We start from the raw sequence: 19,096 nt of genomic DNA, 5'->3' as shown, positions 1-19,096 counted from the left end.
TCAGAAAATATTTATACTACAAATAGAAGTAAACCAAGGGGATGGCATGAATACATGAACAATAAGAAAAGAAAAGTAGCTGACGTTGCATTAAAACTGTTTATAGAAAAAGGTATTCAGCAAACCTCTATACAGGAAATTATTGAAAAAGCGAACATCTCAAAAGGTACGTTTTATAATTATTTCTCCTCAAAGAATGATTGTGTTGCAGATATCCTGGAATTCCTGCGCTATGATGCAAGCCAGCAGCGGATCGCGCTCCAGATCGGTAAGGATCCAAGTGACCGCCAAGTTTTTATCGAGCAAATTACAACCATCATGCGTTTGAATCAAGAGCGAAATGTAACGCCACTATTTGAGGCTATTCTGTCATCCAATGAAGCTGAGCTCAAAAAACTAGTTATGCAGCACCGTGTTTATGAGATGGAATGGCTGTCCAATCGTTTTATAGATATTATGGGGGAAGACATCCGCGATCATGCTTTTGAAGCTACCGTATTGTTTTTTGGCATGGTCCACCACATGTTATTTACTCTCCGGGTTACGAACAGTACGTATTCATTAGATGAAGTGGTGGACACCCTTTTGTCGTATATCGAACTAATCGCGCCGAAAATGATTATGAATGAGAAAATCATGCTGAATCATTCAGCCATTGATCTGCTGCGTACGAATATGAGTAAAAATGTCGTAACCAAGGAAGATATCTTAAAGCTTGCAGACCAGCTGCAAGAACATCACACTTTTAATGACGAACAGCAGGATTTATTTGATGTAATCGTAAATGAATTACAGCGTGAACGGATGCGCAAAGTCGTCCTTCAGCCATTATTAAAACCTTTTCAGAAGCTATTTGACGAGACGCCGATTCAATCACAAGTACAAAAGTTTACGAACATGCTTTGGTATTTATTGAAGACTTGAAGTAAAAAGATAAAGAGGCTTGCCAGAGTAATCGCTGGCAGCCTCTTTTTTGATGGATAAAAGATATATGGATACAAATAATAAATTAAATTCATCAATCCTTTGGAGGTTTAATTATGCGTAATGAAACTGGCTTTGCCGCCTTAATTTTCTTTAGTATCCTAGGTCTTGTTTCTTCTTTTGTCTTTGGCATGGTTCTAAATTCGAAAATAAGTAAATTAAGTGAATCCGTAAAAAATGGAGATAACAAAGGGTGAAATAGAAATATTTTTCCGTTAAATCTTGTTTATTTCAATTTCAAATTCTTTAAATATCTCACTAATTCATTGTAATCAGTAGTATTAAATATTTGTTTTTTGTTATCAAATACCACATATGTTGGTTCTTGTTGTAACTTTAAAAACGGATATTTTTGTTGAGCCTTTTTTAAGGATATAGCATTAAAGATAGATTGAATATTATTAATCCCTTTGTCTTCCAACTCAAACACTTCTAGTTCATCTCCAACCACGAAGAGAGCCACCTTGCTTTTATCTTCTGCTAGAAACTTCTTTTCACCGCTTGGAGATTCATTAATATCAAACTGGTTTTTATATTTTGTTATATCCGGTTTTAATTTACTGACCTCTATAGGTATATTAATCAGTAACTCTTTAGGGTACAGGTAATTTACAACCTCATCATTTTCATTATAGGTCTCATACTTTACAAGGATTCCGGTGTCTTTATCCACCCAAAATCGAAAAGTCTTAGAGCTATGTTTTTCGGAAGCATAACTGTCTAGATATCCTTTAATGACGACTGTATTGTGACCAAGTACCATTTCGTCCTGCTTCTCAATTTCCCATCTTTCTAAATCTCTTGTATAATTTGAAGCAATTTCATAGGGAAAAAGAGAGTTTTGGGCCATTCCAATAGGCGGCCGATCTCGGTAGCTTGTCATGTTCACTCCATCTGAATCTGTTGAAAATGCATCTTGAATCTTTAATGTGCAACAAGTAGACGTAGGCAAATATCCCATTTTTCGATAAGAGTTATTTTCTTTAGAGATACTCCAAACTGTGCTTTTATCATAATAAGTAATTTCAACATTCGTATTTATTTTGCCATTCGGCACATGCACGGTTTTACTAAAACCTCCGATTGGTTTTTTCATATTTAGCTGGAATTCTACTGTCGTCATATTATTATGAGTATATTCCTCAAAACTCCCCTTAGCAGTTTCAAAGTAATCGATTGTGTTGATCATCTTTGTAAGTACTTCTTCTTTTGTCATTTCACCAAAGTACTCTTCTTTTTTTTCTGGTATATATGTTGTTGTCGCTGGTTTATTCGCTAAGTTTTCCTTTAATAATTTTGTGTCTCCGCTTTCTGTAAGATTCATTTGTTCAACGGCAAATAACGTGACGGCTGTTAATAAAGAAACTGAAACGACAGTACTTAAAGTGAATTTCCATGTTCGAGAAAAGAAAGAACTGCTCTGAGGTTTTTCTGATTCTTTTACTTTTCGCATGACCTGCATCATACTATTTTCATTAAAATCCAGTTCTCTAAGTAGTGTGCTATTCATCTTTTCATTGAGGTTTTTTAGTTTATCTTCCACGTTTATCACCTCTTTCCAGCTTCTTTTTCAATTGCTGCTTTCCTCTTAAAAGTCTAGATTTAACTGTGTTTTGGTTAATACCTAACAGCTCAGATATTTGGTCGATCTTCATTTCTTCATAATAGTAAAAAATAATAACTTCCCTTAACTTAATTGGCAAAGTTATTACTAGATTGGATAAGTAATCATTCTCTTCATATGTGAGAAGTTTCTCTTCGGGAGATTTCTCTTTGGACGCATGAATGGGTTGGCCAACTAAGTTTGAAATTATGAGATTTTTAAAGTTCCAACTTTTTATAACATCCTTACAACTATTAACAGTAATTCTATAAAGCCACGTTTTATATGATGAATCCTGTCTAAAGGAATTTAAGTTTTTATAACATTTTACAAAAACATCTTGGACGATATCTTCTGCCAGTTGTTCTTGCTTAACATATGTAAATGCTAATCTCTTTAAGTCTCGCCCGTATTCTTTCATAAGCCACATGAGGATTTCTTCCTTACTTTGACCTATGGGAGTCATACTTTGTAATTCTTCAGCTTTTTCCATTTCCCCACCTCTATTCTTTATAATAGACGATTATCGGTTTAATTAAGGTCCATTTTTTACACAGAAAAAATGCGACTTCATCTTAGGCAGTAATCCGTTCCAAATTTCCATTGTAAAAAAGTGAGATTCGTTATATATTTAGGTGAGAATGATAATCACTATTATTGCTTCCTGAGGAGGAACGCATATGGAAAACAGAGAGATTTTTGATGTAACCATTATCGGTGGAGGGCCAGCAGGTCTGTATTCTGCCTTTTATAGCGGATTAAGAGAGATGAAGACAAAGATTATTGAGTTTCAGCCTCATTTAGGCGGTAAGATTCATGTATATCCTGAGAAAATGATCTGGGATGTTGGCGGCCATACCCCGCTCCCTGGTGCAAAACTTATTGAAAAACTGGTTGAACAAGGGTTAACGTTCAATCCGGAAGTTGTTCTAAATGAAAAAGTTGAATCGATGACGAAGGATGAAGACGGTATTTTTATTTTAAAAGGTGCCAGTGGAGAACAGCATTATTCAAAAACGGTGATCGTTGCAGTGGGCAGTGGTATCTTAAATCCTCAGCGGCTAGATATTGAAGGTGCTGAAAGATTTGAAGTGTCTAATTTAAACTACACTGTGAAATCCCTTCAGCAATTTAAAGATAAGACAGTCGTCATTTCAGGCGGCGGTAATACTGCGATTGACTGGGCAAACGAACTAGTGCCGATCGCCAAAAAAGTATACCTTACATATCGAAAAGGAACGTTAGCTGGACACGAAGCTCAAGTTACACAGCTTATGAACAGCTGCGCGGACTGTATTTTCAACACCTCGATCTCGAAGCTGTTTGCTTGTCCAAACCATGAGGTGATCGAGCAGATTGAGCTGACCAACCATGTGACCGGTGAGGTTTCCTACCTTCCAATAGATGAAGTTATTATCAATCATGGGTTTGAGCAGGATACATCCCTGCTTGGGAATTGCGACTTGAACATTGAACTTGCTGATAACTTTTATATCGCAGGAAACGCGAACAGTGAGTCATCTGTTCCTGGTCTGTATGCTGCAGGTGATATCCTGAAGCATGAAGGCAAGTTGAATTTAATCGCTGGAACGTTCCAAGATGCTGCGAATGCTGTTAATAAGGCGAAGCAGTTTATTCAACCAGATGCCCAAACTGTTGCGATGGTTTCGTCTCATAACGAAGTGTTCAAAGAGCGCAACCGTGAACTTGTGAAACAGATGATTCATTAGGAAAAGGAGCCGATGGGCTCCTTTTTTGTTACAAAAGATTGAGTGTGATTTTTTAGGTACGTGTTCTTATATTTATTACACGTTCGCCCCATAACGCTGTCGTTTAGCCCCAACTTGCCTCCGTTTCACCCAGGAATGCTCTTGTTTAGCCCCGACTGGCTCCCGTTTCGCCCAATAGTACTCTCGTTTCGCCCCACAAGAGCAAATCCAATTGAAAACACATCAAGGTACACGAAAAAGCTGACCCAAACAGTCACATTAAAGTGCCTTTTTTGAGTCAGCTCTATTAAAAACGCTATTTTTTGGCTAGTAAATACATAAAATACGGTGCTCCAATTATCGTTACAATGATTCCAGCTGGAATTCCGCTTGGATCCAGGACGACTCTTCCTATCGTGTCTGCAGCAAGGAGCAAGATTCCTCCTATTAATGCAGCAACGGGCAAGAAAGCTTGATGCCGCGGACCAACGAGTGACCTTGCGATGTGAGGTGCCATCAGTCCAACAAAACCGATACCGCCGCTCACCGCAACGGATGCAGAAGCAAGTGCGACCGAAATCATGATCAGGACAATTCGCTCCCGTCCCACATTCACTCCAACACCAATTGAAACATTTTCATGAAGGTTCAAGGTATTAAGCACATTTGACTTCAAGATTGTGATCGGAATCAGGATTATGATCCATGGCAGCAATGATAGGACAAACATCCAATCGTCACCCCAGATTCTTCCCGCTATCCAGTTCGCCATAAATGAGTAATCTTCCATATCTAATCTTGTTGATAATGTTAGAGTTGCTCCGTATAATGCCGCGGCCAGACCTACCCCGACGAGCACAAGCCTCGTTGGCTCAACGCCCTCGCCTTTTATATAAGACATGATGTAGATGACGGCCGCTGTTGCCATACCGCCTGCAAGAGCAAAGAGCGGAAGGACGTATAAGAAACTTGATGTTTCAACCGTGAAAAACATGATATAAACCACGACCATCAAACCTGCACCGGCATTAATTCCTAAAATACCAGGGTCAGAAAGCGGGTTCTTCGTCAAACTTTGCAGGATGGCACCAGACACCGCGAGCCCCATCCCCGCTAAGATTGCTACAAATATTCTTGGCAGCCGAAACTCAAACAAAATTAGATTTTCGCGAGGAGTTCCCTGTCCGATTATAGTCCGAAACAGTTCTTCAGGAGTGAGTGACGCAAAACCTGTTGCTACACTAATTACAAAAACGGCTAAAAGCAGGATTATGGCTGCAATCGTTGTTATTCTAATTCTTTTAATCTGAGTAGCATTCATCATGACAGTTTTCTTCCTCCCTTTCTAGCAAGGTAAAGGAAGAAAGGTACACCGATCATAGCAACGACCGCGCCGACTGGCGTTTCATAAGGAGCGTTAACCGTACGAGCAAAAGTATCTGCCAGCACCATCAGCACACTGCCGAACATCGCAGAACATGGAATGATCCAACGGTAATCCGTCCCCACCAAGAAACGTACGATGTGCGGAACCATCAATCCAACGAACGCGATGGCACCAACAAGTGAGACCGCTGCACCTGCAAGGATCAGTACGACCGTCATCAGTACAATTTTTGTTAACAGAGTGCGCTGCCCCAGCCCTCTTGCCACTTCTTCACCAAAACTCAGGATCGTGAGCTGCCTGGAAAACATAACAGCGATCAGGATCCCCACAATGACTACAGGTACAATCAGCTTCAGCTGTTCCCAGTTCGTTCCTGAAACTCCGCCTGCTGTCCAGAAAGCAAGGTCTTGTGAAAGCTTAAAGTATAAAGCAATTCCCTCACCTAACGAAGAAAGCAGTGCAGAAACAGCTGCACCGGCTAGGGTTATCCGGATGGGAGAAAGTCCTCCTCTGCTCATCGAGCCTAATCCGAACACCATTCCTGCACCTATTCCTGCACCAATAAAGGAAATCATCATCACGGTAAAATAGTTTGCGCCTGTGTTAAAAGCGAACACACATGCAAGAGCTAAACTCGCACCTGCGTTCAACCCAAGTAAGCCAGGGTCTGCAAGGGGATTTCGCGTCATCCCCTGCATGATTGCACCACTGACCGCAAACGCCGCACCGACGATCGCAGCACCAAGCTCTCTCGGTAATCGAAGGCTGACTATGATACGATCAGCTTCCCTGCTAGGATCATAGTTTAAGACAGAATTCCAAACGGTCGGAAAATTAATCTGTGCTGCACCTACTGAAATCGCAAGACCCATACTCGCCAATAAGAGAATGAATCCAAACAGCAGAATCACTAAACCAACGGCAGGCCTTGAGTACACTTTATTATCTTTTATAAGCTTGGTCTTTGTTTTGAACATGGCCTATTTTCCTTTTTGAGGCTTTTATTATTTAGCTCTTTTCCGTTTTCAGTCCTTCATTGACAAAGTTGATTGGAGCGCAAGGTGCGAGACTCCTACGGGACGAGCGGTCAGGTGGAGACTCCTAATGGCGCAAAGCGGCAGGAGGCTCACCGCACGCCCCGTGGAAAGCGAGCAGCCTGGAGCGGAAATCAACTACTTACAATAGCTACAAACCTATTATTTCTTTTTCGTTAATTCTTCTACAATAAAGTCTAACTCTTTTTCCAGAGAAATCGGATCATTGAAATAGAATGATTCTGAATCGAACTTAATTGCGTTTCCGTTCTTAACTGCAGGAAGCTCTTTCCAAACATCTGACTCCATGAATGAGTTATCCGGATTGCCAGCACCTGATCCAACAAAGATATAATCTCCTGCATATGTTGGAATCGTCTCAGTAGAGATTGCTTTCCAGCCAGGACCGAATACATCTTCTTCTAGTTTCTTAGGCGCTTTTAGTTCAAGAGCTTGATAGATAACTTCTGTTCCACGGCCCCAGTTCTCACCGTAAACATACATGTCTTTTCCGTAAGCTTCCATAACCATGAACGTTTTGTCTTCACCGATCGCGTCTTTTACTTTTTCACGAGCGTCAGCTGCTTTCTTATCCCACTCTTCAACCCATGCTTTTGCTTCTTTTTCTTTACCTACCATCTTACCGATCTCAACATGCTGTTCTTTATAATCATACTTGTCATATGTCATTGTTGCTGTTGGAGCGATTTCTTCGTACTTCTTAATGTTCTTGTCATCTGAATACGTGATGATTAGATCTGGATTCAATTCTAGAAGTTTTTCATAAGAATCAGCTGTTACCACTTCTGCTTTGTCCAGTTTGTTGCCATAGAATTTGTTTTGTTTCGGATATTCGTTTACTGCAATTGGCGTGATTCCTAAATCTAGTAAGTTACCAGCGTATGTAGCCGCCATCATCGCAACCCGTTTTGGTTCGGCAGGTACTTCAACGTCACCATTCTCGCCTTTATAGATTCTTGTTTCTTTCTTGGAGTCTTTTTCTCCTGAACTTGCGCCTTCTTCTGATTTATTTCCGCATGCAGCAAGTGCGAACACGAGCAGCATTGTCATAAAAGTTACTAATAGTTGTTTTGTGCGTTTGTTCATTTTGTTATCCCCCATATATTCGATAATAAAAATCATTCTCAATTAACAGTAAAAAAGAAAGGCGATCAATTACGCCAAGTTCTCAACTAACTGAACATTTTTGATAAGATCATACGTAAGACAGACTGGCTTTCTCGTTCTTGGATCAACACCGATCTCGGCATCGATATTGAAAACGTTCCGAAGCACCTGACGTGTCATTACTTCTTCTGCCGTTCCCTCTTTAAGGATCGAGCCATCCTTCATTGCCACCATATGGTGAGCAAACCTCGCTGCATGATTCAAGTCATGAATCACCATGACGATCGTGCGTTTCTCATCTCTGTTCAATTGATGCAATAACTCAAGGACTTCTAACTGATGAGACAGATCCAAGTATGTAGTCGGCTCATCCAGCAAGATAATATCTGTCTCTTGTGCTAATGCCATCGCAATCCAGACACGCTGGCGCTGACCGCCTGAGAGTGCATCTACCGGACGGTCCTTAAACTCAGAAACACCCGTCACGTGAAGAGCCCAGTCTATCACTTCAAAATCTTTCTTTGTCAGCTTTCCAAAGCCTTTTTGGTATGGAAACCTTCCGTAAGAAACGAGTTCTCCTACCGTAAGTCCTTCTGGTGAATCTGGAGACTGCGGCAAGATCGCCATCTTTTGAGCGATTTTCTTCGTTGACTCCTTGCTCACGGCTTTACCATCTAAGTAAACAGCACCAGACTTCGGATTCAAGATGCGCGACAACGTTTTCAAAACCGTTGATTTTCCGCAGCCGTTCGGTCCGATAATCGTAGTGATCTTCCCATCTGGAATGGAAATGTTGAGATCTTTCACAATGTCCCTTTCACCATAAGCAATATGTAAGTCTTCCGCATACAGTCTGGACATGTTTCGCCCTCCTTTTGTACTGGTTTTAGCTAATGTATGTTTCAATTGAAAATGATTATCAATCTCGTTTTTCATTTTATTGGATTGCCTGGAGTGTGTCAATACGTTTTATAAATTTTTCACAAAGTATTTATTTTTTTACTGCTACGGTACGTGTTCTTATATTTATTACACGTACGCTCAGGATTTGTAATGTACGCTCAAAACACATCTAGTACCGCTCCAAATAGCTTACGTATCGCTCAGAACCTTGCCGCTACGCTCAAAAACACCTTGTTTTCGCTCAACCAAGGATTTTCCTTCTGAAAAATCACCTTTCAGACTGCATAATAATCTGTATTTAACAAAAAAAAAATGACACCAAAAGTTGAAGTACACACTTTTGGGTCAATTATTGATAAAAAATTGAATTTTTTTTACCTATTCACTCGCTTCAGCAGCCATAGCCGCTGCTTTTGTTGGGTGAACGGTTCCAAACGGATGTTCAGGCGGCGCATAGATGGCATATAGTTTGATTGGTTTATCTCCTGTATTGGTAAGGTTGTGCCATTTCCCTGCCGGAATCATAATGGCAAAATCGTCATAAGCTTCCACTTGAAAGTCTAGTTGATCCTGGCTATCCCCCATTTGAACAATCCCTTGCCCTTCTTCTATACGCAGAAACTGATCGGTATTCGGATGAACTTCCAATCCGATGTCATCTCCAACGTCTATACTCATCAAGGTTACTTGCAAATGTTCACCAGTCCAGAGAGCCGTTCGGTACGTATTATTCACTTTAGATGCTTCATCAATATTAATAACTAACGGCTTCCCTCCATAATCTCTAATTTCTGCCGGAGTATCTCGATATAACCAATCCATTAGAGCTGCGCTTTCTTTTTTCTCAGAAAAAGCGTGCAGGAACACTTGCTGGAGATAAGGATTTTGACTGCGCTGACTTTGGTTCTGATATGCTTGACTACCTTTTAATTCCGCTTCATAAGCGATTCGCAATCCATCTTTGTAACAGTAGAAAGCCACCGGATCTATATGGTATTCGGGTTGTAATCCAGTAAGAGAAACATAAAGATCTGTAAATTGTTGCATATGATTTTGTTTGCCTTCAAGTGCATAAAGAATGTGGTTCCTATGGTGCTGATTAGACGCAGTATGTGCTAATCGCTGGTATAAATTGATCGCTGAAGCTTCTCTTTGGATCCCCATAAGTATAGATTCCGCTTGTGAATGGTCAAAACGGTAGAAAGAATTATACACGTTGTTCATTCCCTTCAAAGACTTATGGAATTATCATATGCCTATGTCTATAGAAGGTACCCCTTCTCTTTCAGTGTGAATGGTGATATACTAGTCTGGCGATGAGCTAATTTGCATAAGACGAGATTGACGCGCCTTTTGGCAATGCACTATGTGGAGTGCTGTCTCTCGCCGCAATACGCACAAAAAGACGTCCTATTGGGCGTCTTTTTTCTATGCTATCTTTTATCTCTACATTTTTGAAAAATATTAAGGATAAAAATAGTAAAATAAATCGTAACTAAACTTAGAATCGTTCTTTGCCAATTTTCTAATCCATCACTTGCTGTAACAACAGTAGCCGATACGGCAGCTGCAATTAGTATATGACCCACTTTCAAAAGCTTATCCCCTCTTTAATTTTAAGTCCTAACAATCTTGAGAATCCTATAGCTTGATTGGGTGAAACTTCGCACCCTTTTAAACTTTCAGCAGTGACATTTATCTGTTCGTAGGTGCACGTACTGATATCAATTCCTTTTAGAATCGTCTGTGTAAAATCCACATCGTTAAGATCGCAGTGATATAAACGAACCTTATTCAATTCAGCATCAAAAAAATTACCGCTTTTTAAAGACGCCCCCTCGAATCCAACTTGTTTAAAACGCGTCTCTGTAAAATTGCTTAAATTCAAATCACAGTTTTCGAAGAGGACGTTACCAAGATTAGCTCCTGAAAAATCTGCACCTAACAGTTTGCAATCTTTAAACACCGCTCTATGTATAATCCCATCACACATACGTGTATTGGATAAATTACAATTCTCAAAAACCACATCCGTCATATCGATGTTCATAAACGTACAATTAATGAAAGTTGTATTCTTAAAAATAACCTTTGAAAAAACAACCTTATCAATTACCTCATTGTCTGCTTGGGAGCTAACGACTGTACAGTTAATGAGTTCCGGCTCTTCTTCATAAAAAATATCATGGAAATTAGCACTTCTTAAATCAGGATGAATTTTGGGTGATTCAATTTTCATTTTTGACATATTCCACCTCTATTTTCTTCTAACTGTTCATTAACTTTACAAGAAAACAAAAAGGTTTATAAGTCTTTATTTTTACTCAAGATTGTGAGCAATGAACTATCCAAAAATAATCAATAGATGTTATCTTTTATTGGCAATTTCATTTTTATAACAGCCGAAGCAATAATACTCATTAATCCTGTTACGATAAACAGCAAAGTAATCAATTCCAGTCCTTTTGTTGGTGATTGATAAGTAAGTGAACTCGCTAGCATTAATAACAGCCCAAGTATACTGAAGAACATAAACAATTTGTTTCTTTTATTCTTTAGCAGCCAAGTTGCGGTTAATGCAATTAGGTACAACCCACTAACTGTCATGAGTATTGGAAAGACCGGCTTAAATTTTGCTGCATAAATAAAGTGATCGAGACCGGAAATATCCGACGGTGCTGTTACCGTTCCGTTTAACCACTTAGAGAAAATAGCTGAGTGATTCCACTCCCATTGAACATCCCTTAATTCGCTTCCTTCATACCAAGCCGAAAATGTCGAGAATAGAAACGTAAAGATTGCTATTGCATATTGAATGATGTAAGTCATGTGCAACAAGCCGTCGCTCTTTTTAATTGATCCTTTGGAATATAGACTTCTCCCTTTTCCACCTTGTAATCAACCCCTCCATACTCCAATCTCTCAATCATATTTCCTTCTGCTTCTCCCCAATGCAAGTACTCTCTGTTTTCATGATTCTGGCAAGCTGTTAATACCAGGACTAATAATAAAATCAGAAATCTAATAGTCAATCTAATTTTACTCTCCTTTAAAATCCGTTTCCTTGAAATAAGAGTCTGGGAATAAAAAATACGACAAAAAATACAATCGCAAATACGAGCAAAAACCAAAATAACCTATTCATCCCAACGAACCCCCTGCTATATTACGTAGCTGCTCCTCCACCTGCACTTGAATTGTGGCGCTTTTCAATTGCATTGACTCCCATCACAACAGCGATCAGTTCTTCAGTTGATAGTGAATCCGAGTAATTCTTCAATTCAAAAGCTGGTGATTGAAAGAATCCGTTCACTTTCTTGAACGTTGCTACTTCCGCTTTGTTCTCATCAAGAATGGTGTATTCTTTTGAAAAAGCAGGTGATTCAATCTCATATGCAGCGTTATTGGTGAGATAATGGTACCGTTTTGAGAAAAAGGCAAATGACGATTTCACCTCGCCTAATTCAGTCCCGTTCGGCTGTTTAATGCTCCATCTGTTTGAGAAAAAAGGAAAATTTCCTTCCACAACAACTTCTCCTTTTTCATTCTCCACATTCAAACTCGAACCGAACACACTTTTTAAATCAATTTCTCCAAGCCTTTCTTGAGATTCATTGTAAATATCCGTTTTCCCCGAAGAGAAAAAATTGTCATTGAAATATACGCATTTTTCCATAGGTAGTACTCCTTTATTTAGCTTTAGTTTTAATAAAACCTTATCAGTGATATGGAAGATCCAAGCACAAATTATTCCTATTACAATTGGACTGTCTTCCCCTCTCTATATTCCACTGATTGGAAGTATATTCCTTTCTTCTATTAGTAAAGTGTAATTGCCTGTGCATGTTTACAGGTGTAAAAGGTAATAACTTGGGATAATAAATAAGCGTGTGGTAGCATGATACTTATTATTTATCGGGAGAAACGGGGTGAAATGGATGAGAGAACTTCATAGAAAACATGACTGGCTTGGCAGACTGCTAGCCTCGGACCCTGGAAAGATTCGCTTTTATAAAGCCAGCCGCGCGACGGTCAGCTTGATTGCCTCAGTCTTTACAACGCTTTTGATCATGCGTGCTGCTGGTAATCCCGTGATCACACCTGCCATTGTTGCCGGAATGGCCGGATTGCTAGGAATCATGGCGATCATGGATGACACGAAGGAAAAGATGAAGGTCACCACCTTGCTGATGGCCCCTTCTGCCATGTTCGGGATAACGATCGGTTCTTTATCTGGCAATGCGTATTACATCGATGTGATGATGATCATCATCATTTTTTGCAGTTTTTATCTGACCCGTTTTGGGGTGCGGTATTTTTCTCTATCCATGATCGCTTTTATGACGGTTTATATCTCGTCTGTTTTGAAGCTGCACAGCAACCAGCTGCCTTGGTTTTTCGCTGGCATTACGATCGGTATTCTTTATGCGTATGTTGTGAATTTTATACTTTTTCAAGGTACGGCAAAAAATCTAAAAAAGAGTATTCGTTCTTTTCATTTTCAGAGCAATCTTACTTTTAATCTTTTACTCAGTGCCATGAAGGACCCACAAGTTAGTATGAAACGCAAAAAAGATCTTCAGAAAAATGTACTTAAGTTAAAAGAGTACGCCGTGATTGTTTCGGGATACATAAAGGCTGAAGATGTAAAAGAGATGTGGCCAGGTTTAACAACAGCGCAGCTGCGGTTATATGTATTTGATACGGGGATGCTTGCTGAAACATTATCTGATTCGATACGGAGTTTAAAAAATGCGGATGCCCAAGATCTGGAGGAGATAAGACCTCTGCTTATCGAGGTCACCCAGGCTCTTCGCGAAGCGGAAGTGCTTGCGCCACATAACGAGGAACAGAATTTAGAAGGAGCAGAACGGGCAGTTCAAAAGCTGCGGCTTATGATTCTGGACCTCTTGAATCGCGATCAAGAGCTTGAATCGATTGCGAACCATGTTATAGAAGGCGCTACTACGATACAGCAGTCATTGCAGGATAAAAGGACCGTCCAAGATGCGCCAGCAGAAGCTGAAGAAGAGTTAGATGAAGATGCTCCAAAAGATGAACCAGGTTTGAAGCCTTCCACGAAAAAAGCTTATCAGGCGCTGGCAGCTGGTGTTCTTTCCATCATTATCGGGCAGCTTATCTCTCCTACCCAGCCGTACTGGGTACTGCTTACTGCCTTTATCGTCCTGCTTGGAACAGAATCGATCGGCCGTATTTATACGAAAGGATTCCAGCGATCACTCGGGACCATTATAGGAGCAGTGATCGGCTTTTTGATGGCAAAGCTGTTTTCCGGCCAGCCGGTTATTGAAGTCATCTTGCTCTTTGCCGTTATTTTCTTAGCTTTTTATTTGATCACTGTTTCTTACACAATGATGAGCTTGTTTATTACGATGCTGATTGCGTTCATGTATGATATCTTGCTTGGCGGAATTACGTTTGAACTCATTGGTTCCCGAGTTCTTAATACGATCGCAGGGGCTTTGATCGCACTAGTTGTTTCAACGATTATTTTTCCGAAGAAAACGAAACAAAAAGTGGCCGAATCTATCAATGAATTCTTAACTGAGCTTAAGCCGTATGTTACGGAGTATGTGAAAAGTTTTCGCGAGGATGTGAATGTTAAGGAGCTTTCTGAAAAAGGATTTACGCTGGATCAAAAGCTGCAGGCTATAAAGGATGAAGCTCAAACCCTAATGCAACGGCCGGGATCGCCTGCACATACGGATATGACCAGATGGTTTACGGTGCTGTCTGCCATCAATTATTATGCGAAACATCTCGTTGCCTCTTCCTATCGAAAAGGATTCGACTATCCTGAGGAATTGGTGGAAGTGTTTAAAAAGACCGAAGAAAAGCTTGGACATAACATGGATACGTTAATGGATCTTTTAAAGAGATCTGAACTGGAAGAACCTCTTATGTACAGTCTTGAAAACGAACAGGAGCAGATCGAGCGTCTTGCTCCGAGCAGAAAACAGTCTCAGCGCGACTTGATTCATCACATTTATTATGTATGGCGTATCAACCGTTCCCTCTTGGAACTAGGTACAGAGTTAGGTGCAAGGGAGAAGTAATGTACTTCTTCCTTATTTTTAGCGATAATTACTTCCATTTTCATACAAAAGAAACGCACTCCTCCATTTTGTGAGTGTCTTTTTGTTTTTTTATCATCAAAAACCCCAACTCTTTTCTTCGATTTTGGTTCATTTGAATTACTTTTTCTTATTTTCGAACAAAAAAACGACTATCATTCTGTAAAAATAGGTCTCTAGCCCTTCATCAAAACCCCCTTTGTCAACGAAAACAAGTCCCTATACAATTCAACTTAATTAGCAGTCCTCATCTAGAATCCTACCAAATCCACAGTTCCAACTTTTTCATCTTCATGAATACGATCTTTACTTATTGGAGGTGTTTCATGCCTAAAACCTAGTAAACTCTTTTTCTACATATTTAGCTTTCAAAATACTACATTATAGCTACTAGGAGGATATACCGTGAAAAAATGGAATATGAAGAGGTTTTTTGCAGCAACCTTATCCACCGTTATGCTTTCATCACCTTTAACCAGCGTAACCGCGTTTGATCATGCAGCAATAAATACCGCGATCGAAAATGCTGCAAGTTCTGGCGAACAAACCATCACCTTGATCACAGGTGACGTTGTTAAAATTACAACCATTGAAGGCGGAAAACAAATCATTAACGTGGAACCTGCTGACCGTAATGGCTCAGGTACACAAGTACTTACCCTTGGTGAGGATACTTATGTGATTCCAAGTTCCGCTATGCCTTATGTAGCAGCTGAAAAATTAGACATGGATTTGTTCAATGTTACTGAACTAATTAAGAATGGCTATGATGACAAGAAAATGAGTTCATTGCCTGTAATCGTTGAGTATGAAGAATCTAAAGCAAGATCTGCTCAACAAAGTCAACCGACTCCTAAAGGAGCAAAAAAAGCTCGCGTATTAGAGAGTATTAATGGAGCTGCCCTTTCGGCTACTAAAAAGGAAGCGGATACATTCTGGGAAGATATTACTCCTGAAGATGCTCCAGCACAAAAAACAGCCTCAGAGTCTTTATCCTTTGAACAAGGAATTGAAAAAATATGGCTGGATGGACGAGTAGAAGCCAATTTAGAGCAAAGTATTCCTCAAATCGGAGCCAACACTGTATGGGAGTCAGGTTTTACCGGCAAGGGAGTTAAAGTAGCTGTGCTTGACTCAGGAATTGATCCGAATCACCCGGATCTTTCTGGACAAATAGAAGAAGCGAAAAGTTTTGTACCTGACGAGACAGTGGATGATAAACATGGACATGGTACCCATGTTGCTTCGACTGTATTAGGAACAGGTGCCGCTTCCGAAGGGAAAAATAAAGGGGTTGCCCCTGAGGCCCGTTTATTAGTTGGTAAAGTGCTGAATGATGCAGGCAGCGGTTTAGATTCTTGGATCATCGACGGTATGGAATGGGCGTCTGATAACGCTAAAATCGTAAGTATGAGTCTTGGAAGCTCTGAACCTTCTGATGGAACAGACCCTATGGCTCAAGCTGTAAACCGCCTTAGTGAAGACAAAGGTACACTATTTGTTATCGCTGCCGGTAACGCAGGCTATGAAGGGGCTATCGGCTCACCAGGAGCAGCCGATGCTGCCTTAACAATTGGAGCTGTCGATAAATCTGACAAGATTGCCTATTTTACATCAAAAGGACCTCGATATGGAGATAAAGCAATAAAACCAGACTTGTCTGCACCCGGGGTTGGAATAGTTGCTGCTCGCTCTGCTCTTTCTTCAGGCACTGGTTCATATAGAAGCATGAATGGTACATCCATGGCAACACCGCACGTTGCTGGTGCTGCAGCCCTTCTATTACAGAAGAATCCGGATTGGACAGGCACTCAATTAAAAGAAGCGTTGATGAGTACCTCTAAGAAGTTAAATTATTCACCATATCATATTGGTACTGGTCGACTGGATGTTCCAGCAGCGGCAAACAGCACAGTCCGCGCAACGGGCTCTATCTCATTTGGCTTCTTTAAATGGCCGCATGATGATGCCCAGCCTGTACAAAAAACAGTCACGTACACTAATGATGCGGACACGGCTGTAACGCTAAATCTGCAAGCTGATTTTAACAATGCAAATGGCAATGCTGCACAAAGCGGCATGTTATTGTTATCTGAGACACAGATCACGATTCCGGCTAACGGCACAAAAAGTGTAACTGTAACATTGGATCCTCAATTAGGTGAGTTAGGCAGTCGCTATGAAGGTCATTTAATGGCAACTGACGCTGAAGGCAACCAAGTGGCTCATACTTCGATGGGTATGGTAAAAGAAGAGGAAAAGTATACATTAACTTTAAACGCCAAAGACCGCGATGGTAACCCAACTCTTACGTATGCTGCACTATTCAGTAAAGACATGGACCCTGAAATCGTAGCTGTTAACGGCACAACTGAACTGCGTCTACGCCCTGGTACGTATTCGGCAATGTCTCTGATGGATGTCGATACAAATACCGATCACCGCGGTATTGCATTAGTAGGAAATCCAGAAATCACATTGGACGGACCTCAAACGGTAGAACTTGATGCATCAAAAGCTAAAGAAATTAAAGTCGAAGTGCCAAAGAACACGGAACCAAGCTATCAGCGTATGGAGTACTACCGTTCTATTGACGGTAAAACGATGAGCCATATAAACTTATTGCCAGTATGGATCGATAAGATGTATGCTGCTCCGACGGAAAAAGTGGAAAACGGAGAGTTTGAATATTTGACTCGCTGGCGTTTAATCAAACCTTACCTTGAAATCAATTTTAAAGGAAAAGTACTTGACGACATTCCATTAGCAGGCAGCACACCTCTTGATGGCAAATATAACTTGTCCACTGTCTATGCTGGGAATGGAACAGCAGCTGATTATGAAAACAAAGATGTTAAAGGCAAGATTGTAGTTGTTGATCGAAACACGGAAGCAACACCTTCCGAGCAGGCAGTTGCTGCACACGGAGCAGGTGCGAAGCTGTTGATCATCGTCAATAATGAAGATAAAGAATTCAGCGTTTTTGCAGGAAATCCGGATTATTCAGATATTCCGCTTGCTGTTGCCGCAATCAGTAAAAGTGAAGGTGACGAACTAATTAAAGCAGCGCTGTCAGGCAACTTGAACTTGAACGTTGAAGGTGAAGTGAACACGCCGTACGTCTATGATTTAATGGAGGTTCATCAAGGCAGCATTCCGGAAGATCTAACCTATGCGCCAACAAATGATGAACTAGTTAAGATCGACACTCGCTACAAATCTGACCGTGAAGCGCCTGGCGGAGAATTCCGTTATGATCTGCGCCCACATACATTTGGAGCTGTTGGTTTCTTATACAAATTAGACCTCCCTTCTGTTCGTACAGAATGGGTATCAGCTGTCAAAGATACTCGCTGGTATCACCATGCAGAAGTATTAGACAGCCAATGGGAAGTTCGCCAGCCGGCAGTTACGTATGAAAAAGGTGGAAAAATGAAGGAAGATTGGTTCTCACCGGTTGTTCGTCCACGCTTGGGAGTTGGTTATTGGACGCCTAAGCGTCAAGGAAACGGCTTCCAGCTTAACATTCCGGCTTGGGCAGATTCAGGAAATGGGTCTACAGGCGGTACCGGTTATGATGAATCGGTTAAAAACCAAACACACAAGCTATACCAAGGAGATACTCTGATTAAAGAAGGAAAAAGCCAAGCATTAAATGTATTCAGCGGCATTTCTGAAGAACGAAAAGAATACCGCTTAGTAACCGATGCAAAGCGTGATCCGAATCGCTGGTCTACATCTGTAAGCACTCATACAGAATGGACATTCTGGTCTGGAAAAGGTGAAGATTACCAAACGTTGCTTCCGTTCTATTCACTTGATTACAAAGTAGAGACTGACATGGACGGAAATACACTGGCTGCACCATCCACTACACTCGAACTTTCTGTGGCTAAAATAGATGGTGTAGCAGGATACGGTAATCTGGAAGGTGCAACATTGGACGTTTCTTTTGACGAAGGTGAGTCATGGAAAGCAGTATTACTTAAGCGCACAGCGGATGATCGCTGGATTGCTAAAATCAATAATCCTAAAACGAGTAAATCTGTTTCCTTGCGAGCAACAGCTTGGGATGATGAAGGAATTAAAATCTCTCAAGAAATCATCAAAGCTTATGGTTTAAAGTAAATTTAAAACAGCCTGTTAAAACACTTCGTTTTAGCAGGCTGTTCTTTTTTATAATCCCCTTCTCTTTTAATTAAAGTTCATTTCATAAAAAACACGCTGATTTCACAACCTATAGTTGAACGAAA

General features: G+C 40.6%; 17 protein-coding genes. 5 read left to right on the top strand and 12 right to left on the bottom strand.

Annotated features, from left to right (window positions below; all coding sequences use genetic code 11):
- The first annotated feature begins 54 nt into the window (after positions 1-54).
- Together ABE41_RS06050 and ABE41_RS20940 are read left to right on the top strand one after the other, a co-directional pair.
- Positions 55-924, top strand: a complete 870-nt coding sequence (locus ABE41_RS06050; protein WP_066287510.1) for a TetR/AcrR family transcriptional regulator — start codon at positions 55-57, stop codon at positions 922-924.
- Between the two features lie 116 nt (positions 925-1,040).
- Positions 1,041-1,181: a hypothetical protein gene (locus ABE41_RS20940; RefSeq protein ID WP_156774231.1), complete on the top strand. Its 141-nt coding sequence runs from the start codon at positions 1,041-1,043 to the stop codon at positions 1,179-1,181.
- 29 nt (positions 1,182-1,210) lie between these two features.
- On the opposite strand, the gene ABE41_RS06045 is transcribed toward ABE41_RS20940, so the two are convergent.
- A complete protein-coding gene (locus tag ABE41_RS06045) occupies positions 1,211-2,527 on the bottom strand; it encodes a hypothetical protein (RefSeq protein WP_066287507.1) in 1,317 nt (438 codons plus the stop codon).
- Positions 2,517-3,080, bottom strand: a complete 564-nt coding sequence (locus ABE41_RS06040; protein ID WP_066287506.1) for a sigma-70 family RNA polymerase sigma factor — start codon at positions 3,078-3,080, stop codon at positions 2,517-2,519. The genes ABE41_RS06045 and ABE41_RS06040 overlap by 11 nt, the downstream gene beginning before the upstream one ends.
- Positions 3,081-3,267: 187 nt before the next feature.
- Here ABE41_RS06040 and ABE41_RS06035 point away from each other — a divergent pair, with 187 nt between their 5' ends.
- Positions 3,268-4,317, top strand: coding sequence for an NAD(P)/FAD-dependent oxidoreductase (locus tag ABE41_RS06035; RefSeq protein WP_066287503.1), 1,050 nt, complete (start codon positions 3,268-3,270; stop codon positions 4,315-4,317).
- Positions 4,318-4,612: 295 nt separating this feature from the next.
- Here ABE41_RS06035 and ABE41_RS06030 read toward each other — a convergent pair whose 3' ends face one another.
- The 10 genes from ABE41_RS06030 to ABE41_RS05990 form a co-directional block, all read right to left on the bottom strand.
- A complete protein-coding gene (locus ABE41_RS06030; RefSeq protein WP_172827388.1) occupies positions 4,613-5,617 on the bottom strand; it encodes a FecCD family ABC transporter permease in 1,005 nt (334 codons plus the stop codon).
- The gene (locus ABE41_RS06025) at positions 5,617-6,660 is read right to left on the bottom strand and encodes a FecCD family ABC transporter permease (protein WP_066287499.1); all 1,044 of its coding nucleotides are present in this window, start codon (positions 6,658-6,660) and stop codon (positions 5,617-5,619) included. Before ABE41_RS06025 ends, ABE41_RS06030 begins: the two co-directional genes overlap by 1 nt.
- 219 nt (positions 6,661-6,879) lie before the next feature.
- Positions 6,880-7,824: an iron-hydroxamate ABC transporter substrate-binding protein gene (locus tag ABE41_RS06020; protein ID WP_066287494.1), complete on the bottom strand. Its 945-nt coding sequence runs from the start codon at positions 7,822-7,824 to the stop codon at positions 6,880-6,882.
- Between the two features lie 69 nt (positions 7,825-7,893).
- Positions 7,894-8,706 (bottom strand): ABC transporter ATP-binding protein, encoded by an 813-nt coding sequence (locus ABE41_RS06015; RefSeq protein WP_066287492.1) that lies wholly within the window; start codon positions 8,704-8,706, stop codon positions 7,894-7,896.
- A gap of 420 nt (positions 8,707-9,126) precedes the next feature.
- Positions 9,127-9,972: a cupin domain-containing protein gene (locus ABE41_RS06010; protein WP_066287489.1), complete on the bottom strand. Its 846-nt coding sequence runs from the start codon at positions 9,970-9,972 to the stop codon at positions 9,127-9,129.
- Between the two features lie 209 nt (positions 9,973-10,181).
- On the bottom strand, positions 10,182-10,337 hold the full coding sequence (locus ABE41_RS20935) for a hypothetical protein (protein WP_156774230.1): 156 nt from the start codon (positions 10,335-10,337) through the stop codon (positions 10,182-10,184).
- A gap of 2 nt (positions 10,338-10,339) precedes the next feature.
- On the bottom strand, positions 10,340-10,987 hold the full coding sequence (locus ABE41_RS06005) for a pentapeptide repeat-containing protein (protein WP_066287487.1): 648 nt from the start codon (positions 10,985-10,987) through the stop codon (positions 10,340-10,342).
- Positions 10,988-11,106: 119 nt separating this feature from the next.
- Entirely contained in the window at positions 11,107-11,577 is a 471-nt protein-coding gene (locus tag ABE41_RS06000) for a YjdJ family protein (RefSeq protein ID WP_066294670.1), read from the bottom strand.
- Complete coding sequence (locus ABE41_RS05995) at positions 11,574-11,780, bottom strand: hypothetical protein (RefSeq protein ID WP_083207682.1); 207 nt, start codon at positions 11,778-11,780, stop codon at positions 11,574-11,576. Before ABE41_RS05995 ends, ABE41_RS06000 begins: the two co-directional genes overlap by 4 nt.
- A gap of 134 nt (positions 11,781-11,914) precedes the next feature.
- Positions 11,915-12,424, bottom strand: a complete 510-nt coding sequence (locus ABE41_RS05990; RefSeq protein ID WP_066287486.1) for an LURP-one-related family protein — start codon at positions 12,422-12,424, stop codon at positions 11,915-11,917.
- A 262-nt stretch (positions 12,425-12,686) separates the two neighbouring features.
- On the opposite strand from ABE41_RS05990, the gene ABE41_RS05985 reads away from it, so the two are divergent.
- Positions 12,687-14,825, top strand: a complete 2,139-nt coding sequence (locus ABE41_RS05985; RefSeq protein WP_066294669.1) for an FUSC family protein — start codon at positions 12,687-12,689, stop codon at positions 14,823-14,825.
- A 423-nt stretch (positions 14,826-15,248) separates the two neighbouring features.
- The gene (locus ABE41_RS05980) at positions 15,249-18,971 is read left to right on the top strand and encodes a S8 family peptidase (RefSeq protein WP_066287483.1); all 3,723 of its coding nucleotides are present in this window, start codon (positions 15,249-15,251) and stop codon (positions 18,969-18,971) included.
- The last annotated feature ends 125 nt before the right edge of the window (positions 18,972-19,096 follow it).

The sequence above is a fragment of the Fictibacillus arsenicus genome (assembly GCF_001642935.1).
GTDB lineage: Bacteria > Bacillota > Bacilli > Bacillales > Fictibacillaceae > Fictibacillus > Fictibacillus arsenicus_B.
The sequence above is the reverse complement of the archived record's forward strand: the minus strand, read 5'-3'. Positions and strand labels throughout refer to the sequence as shown.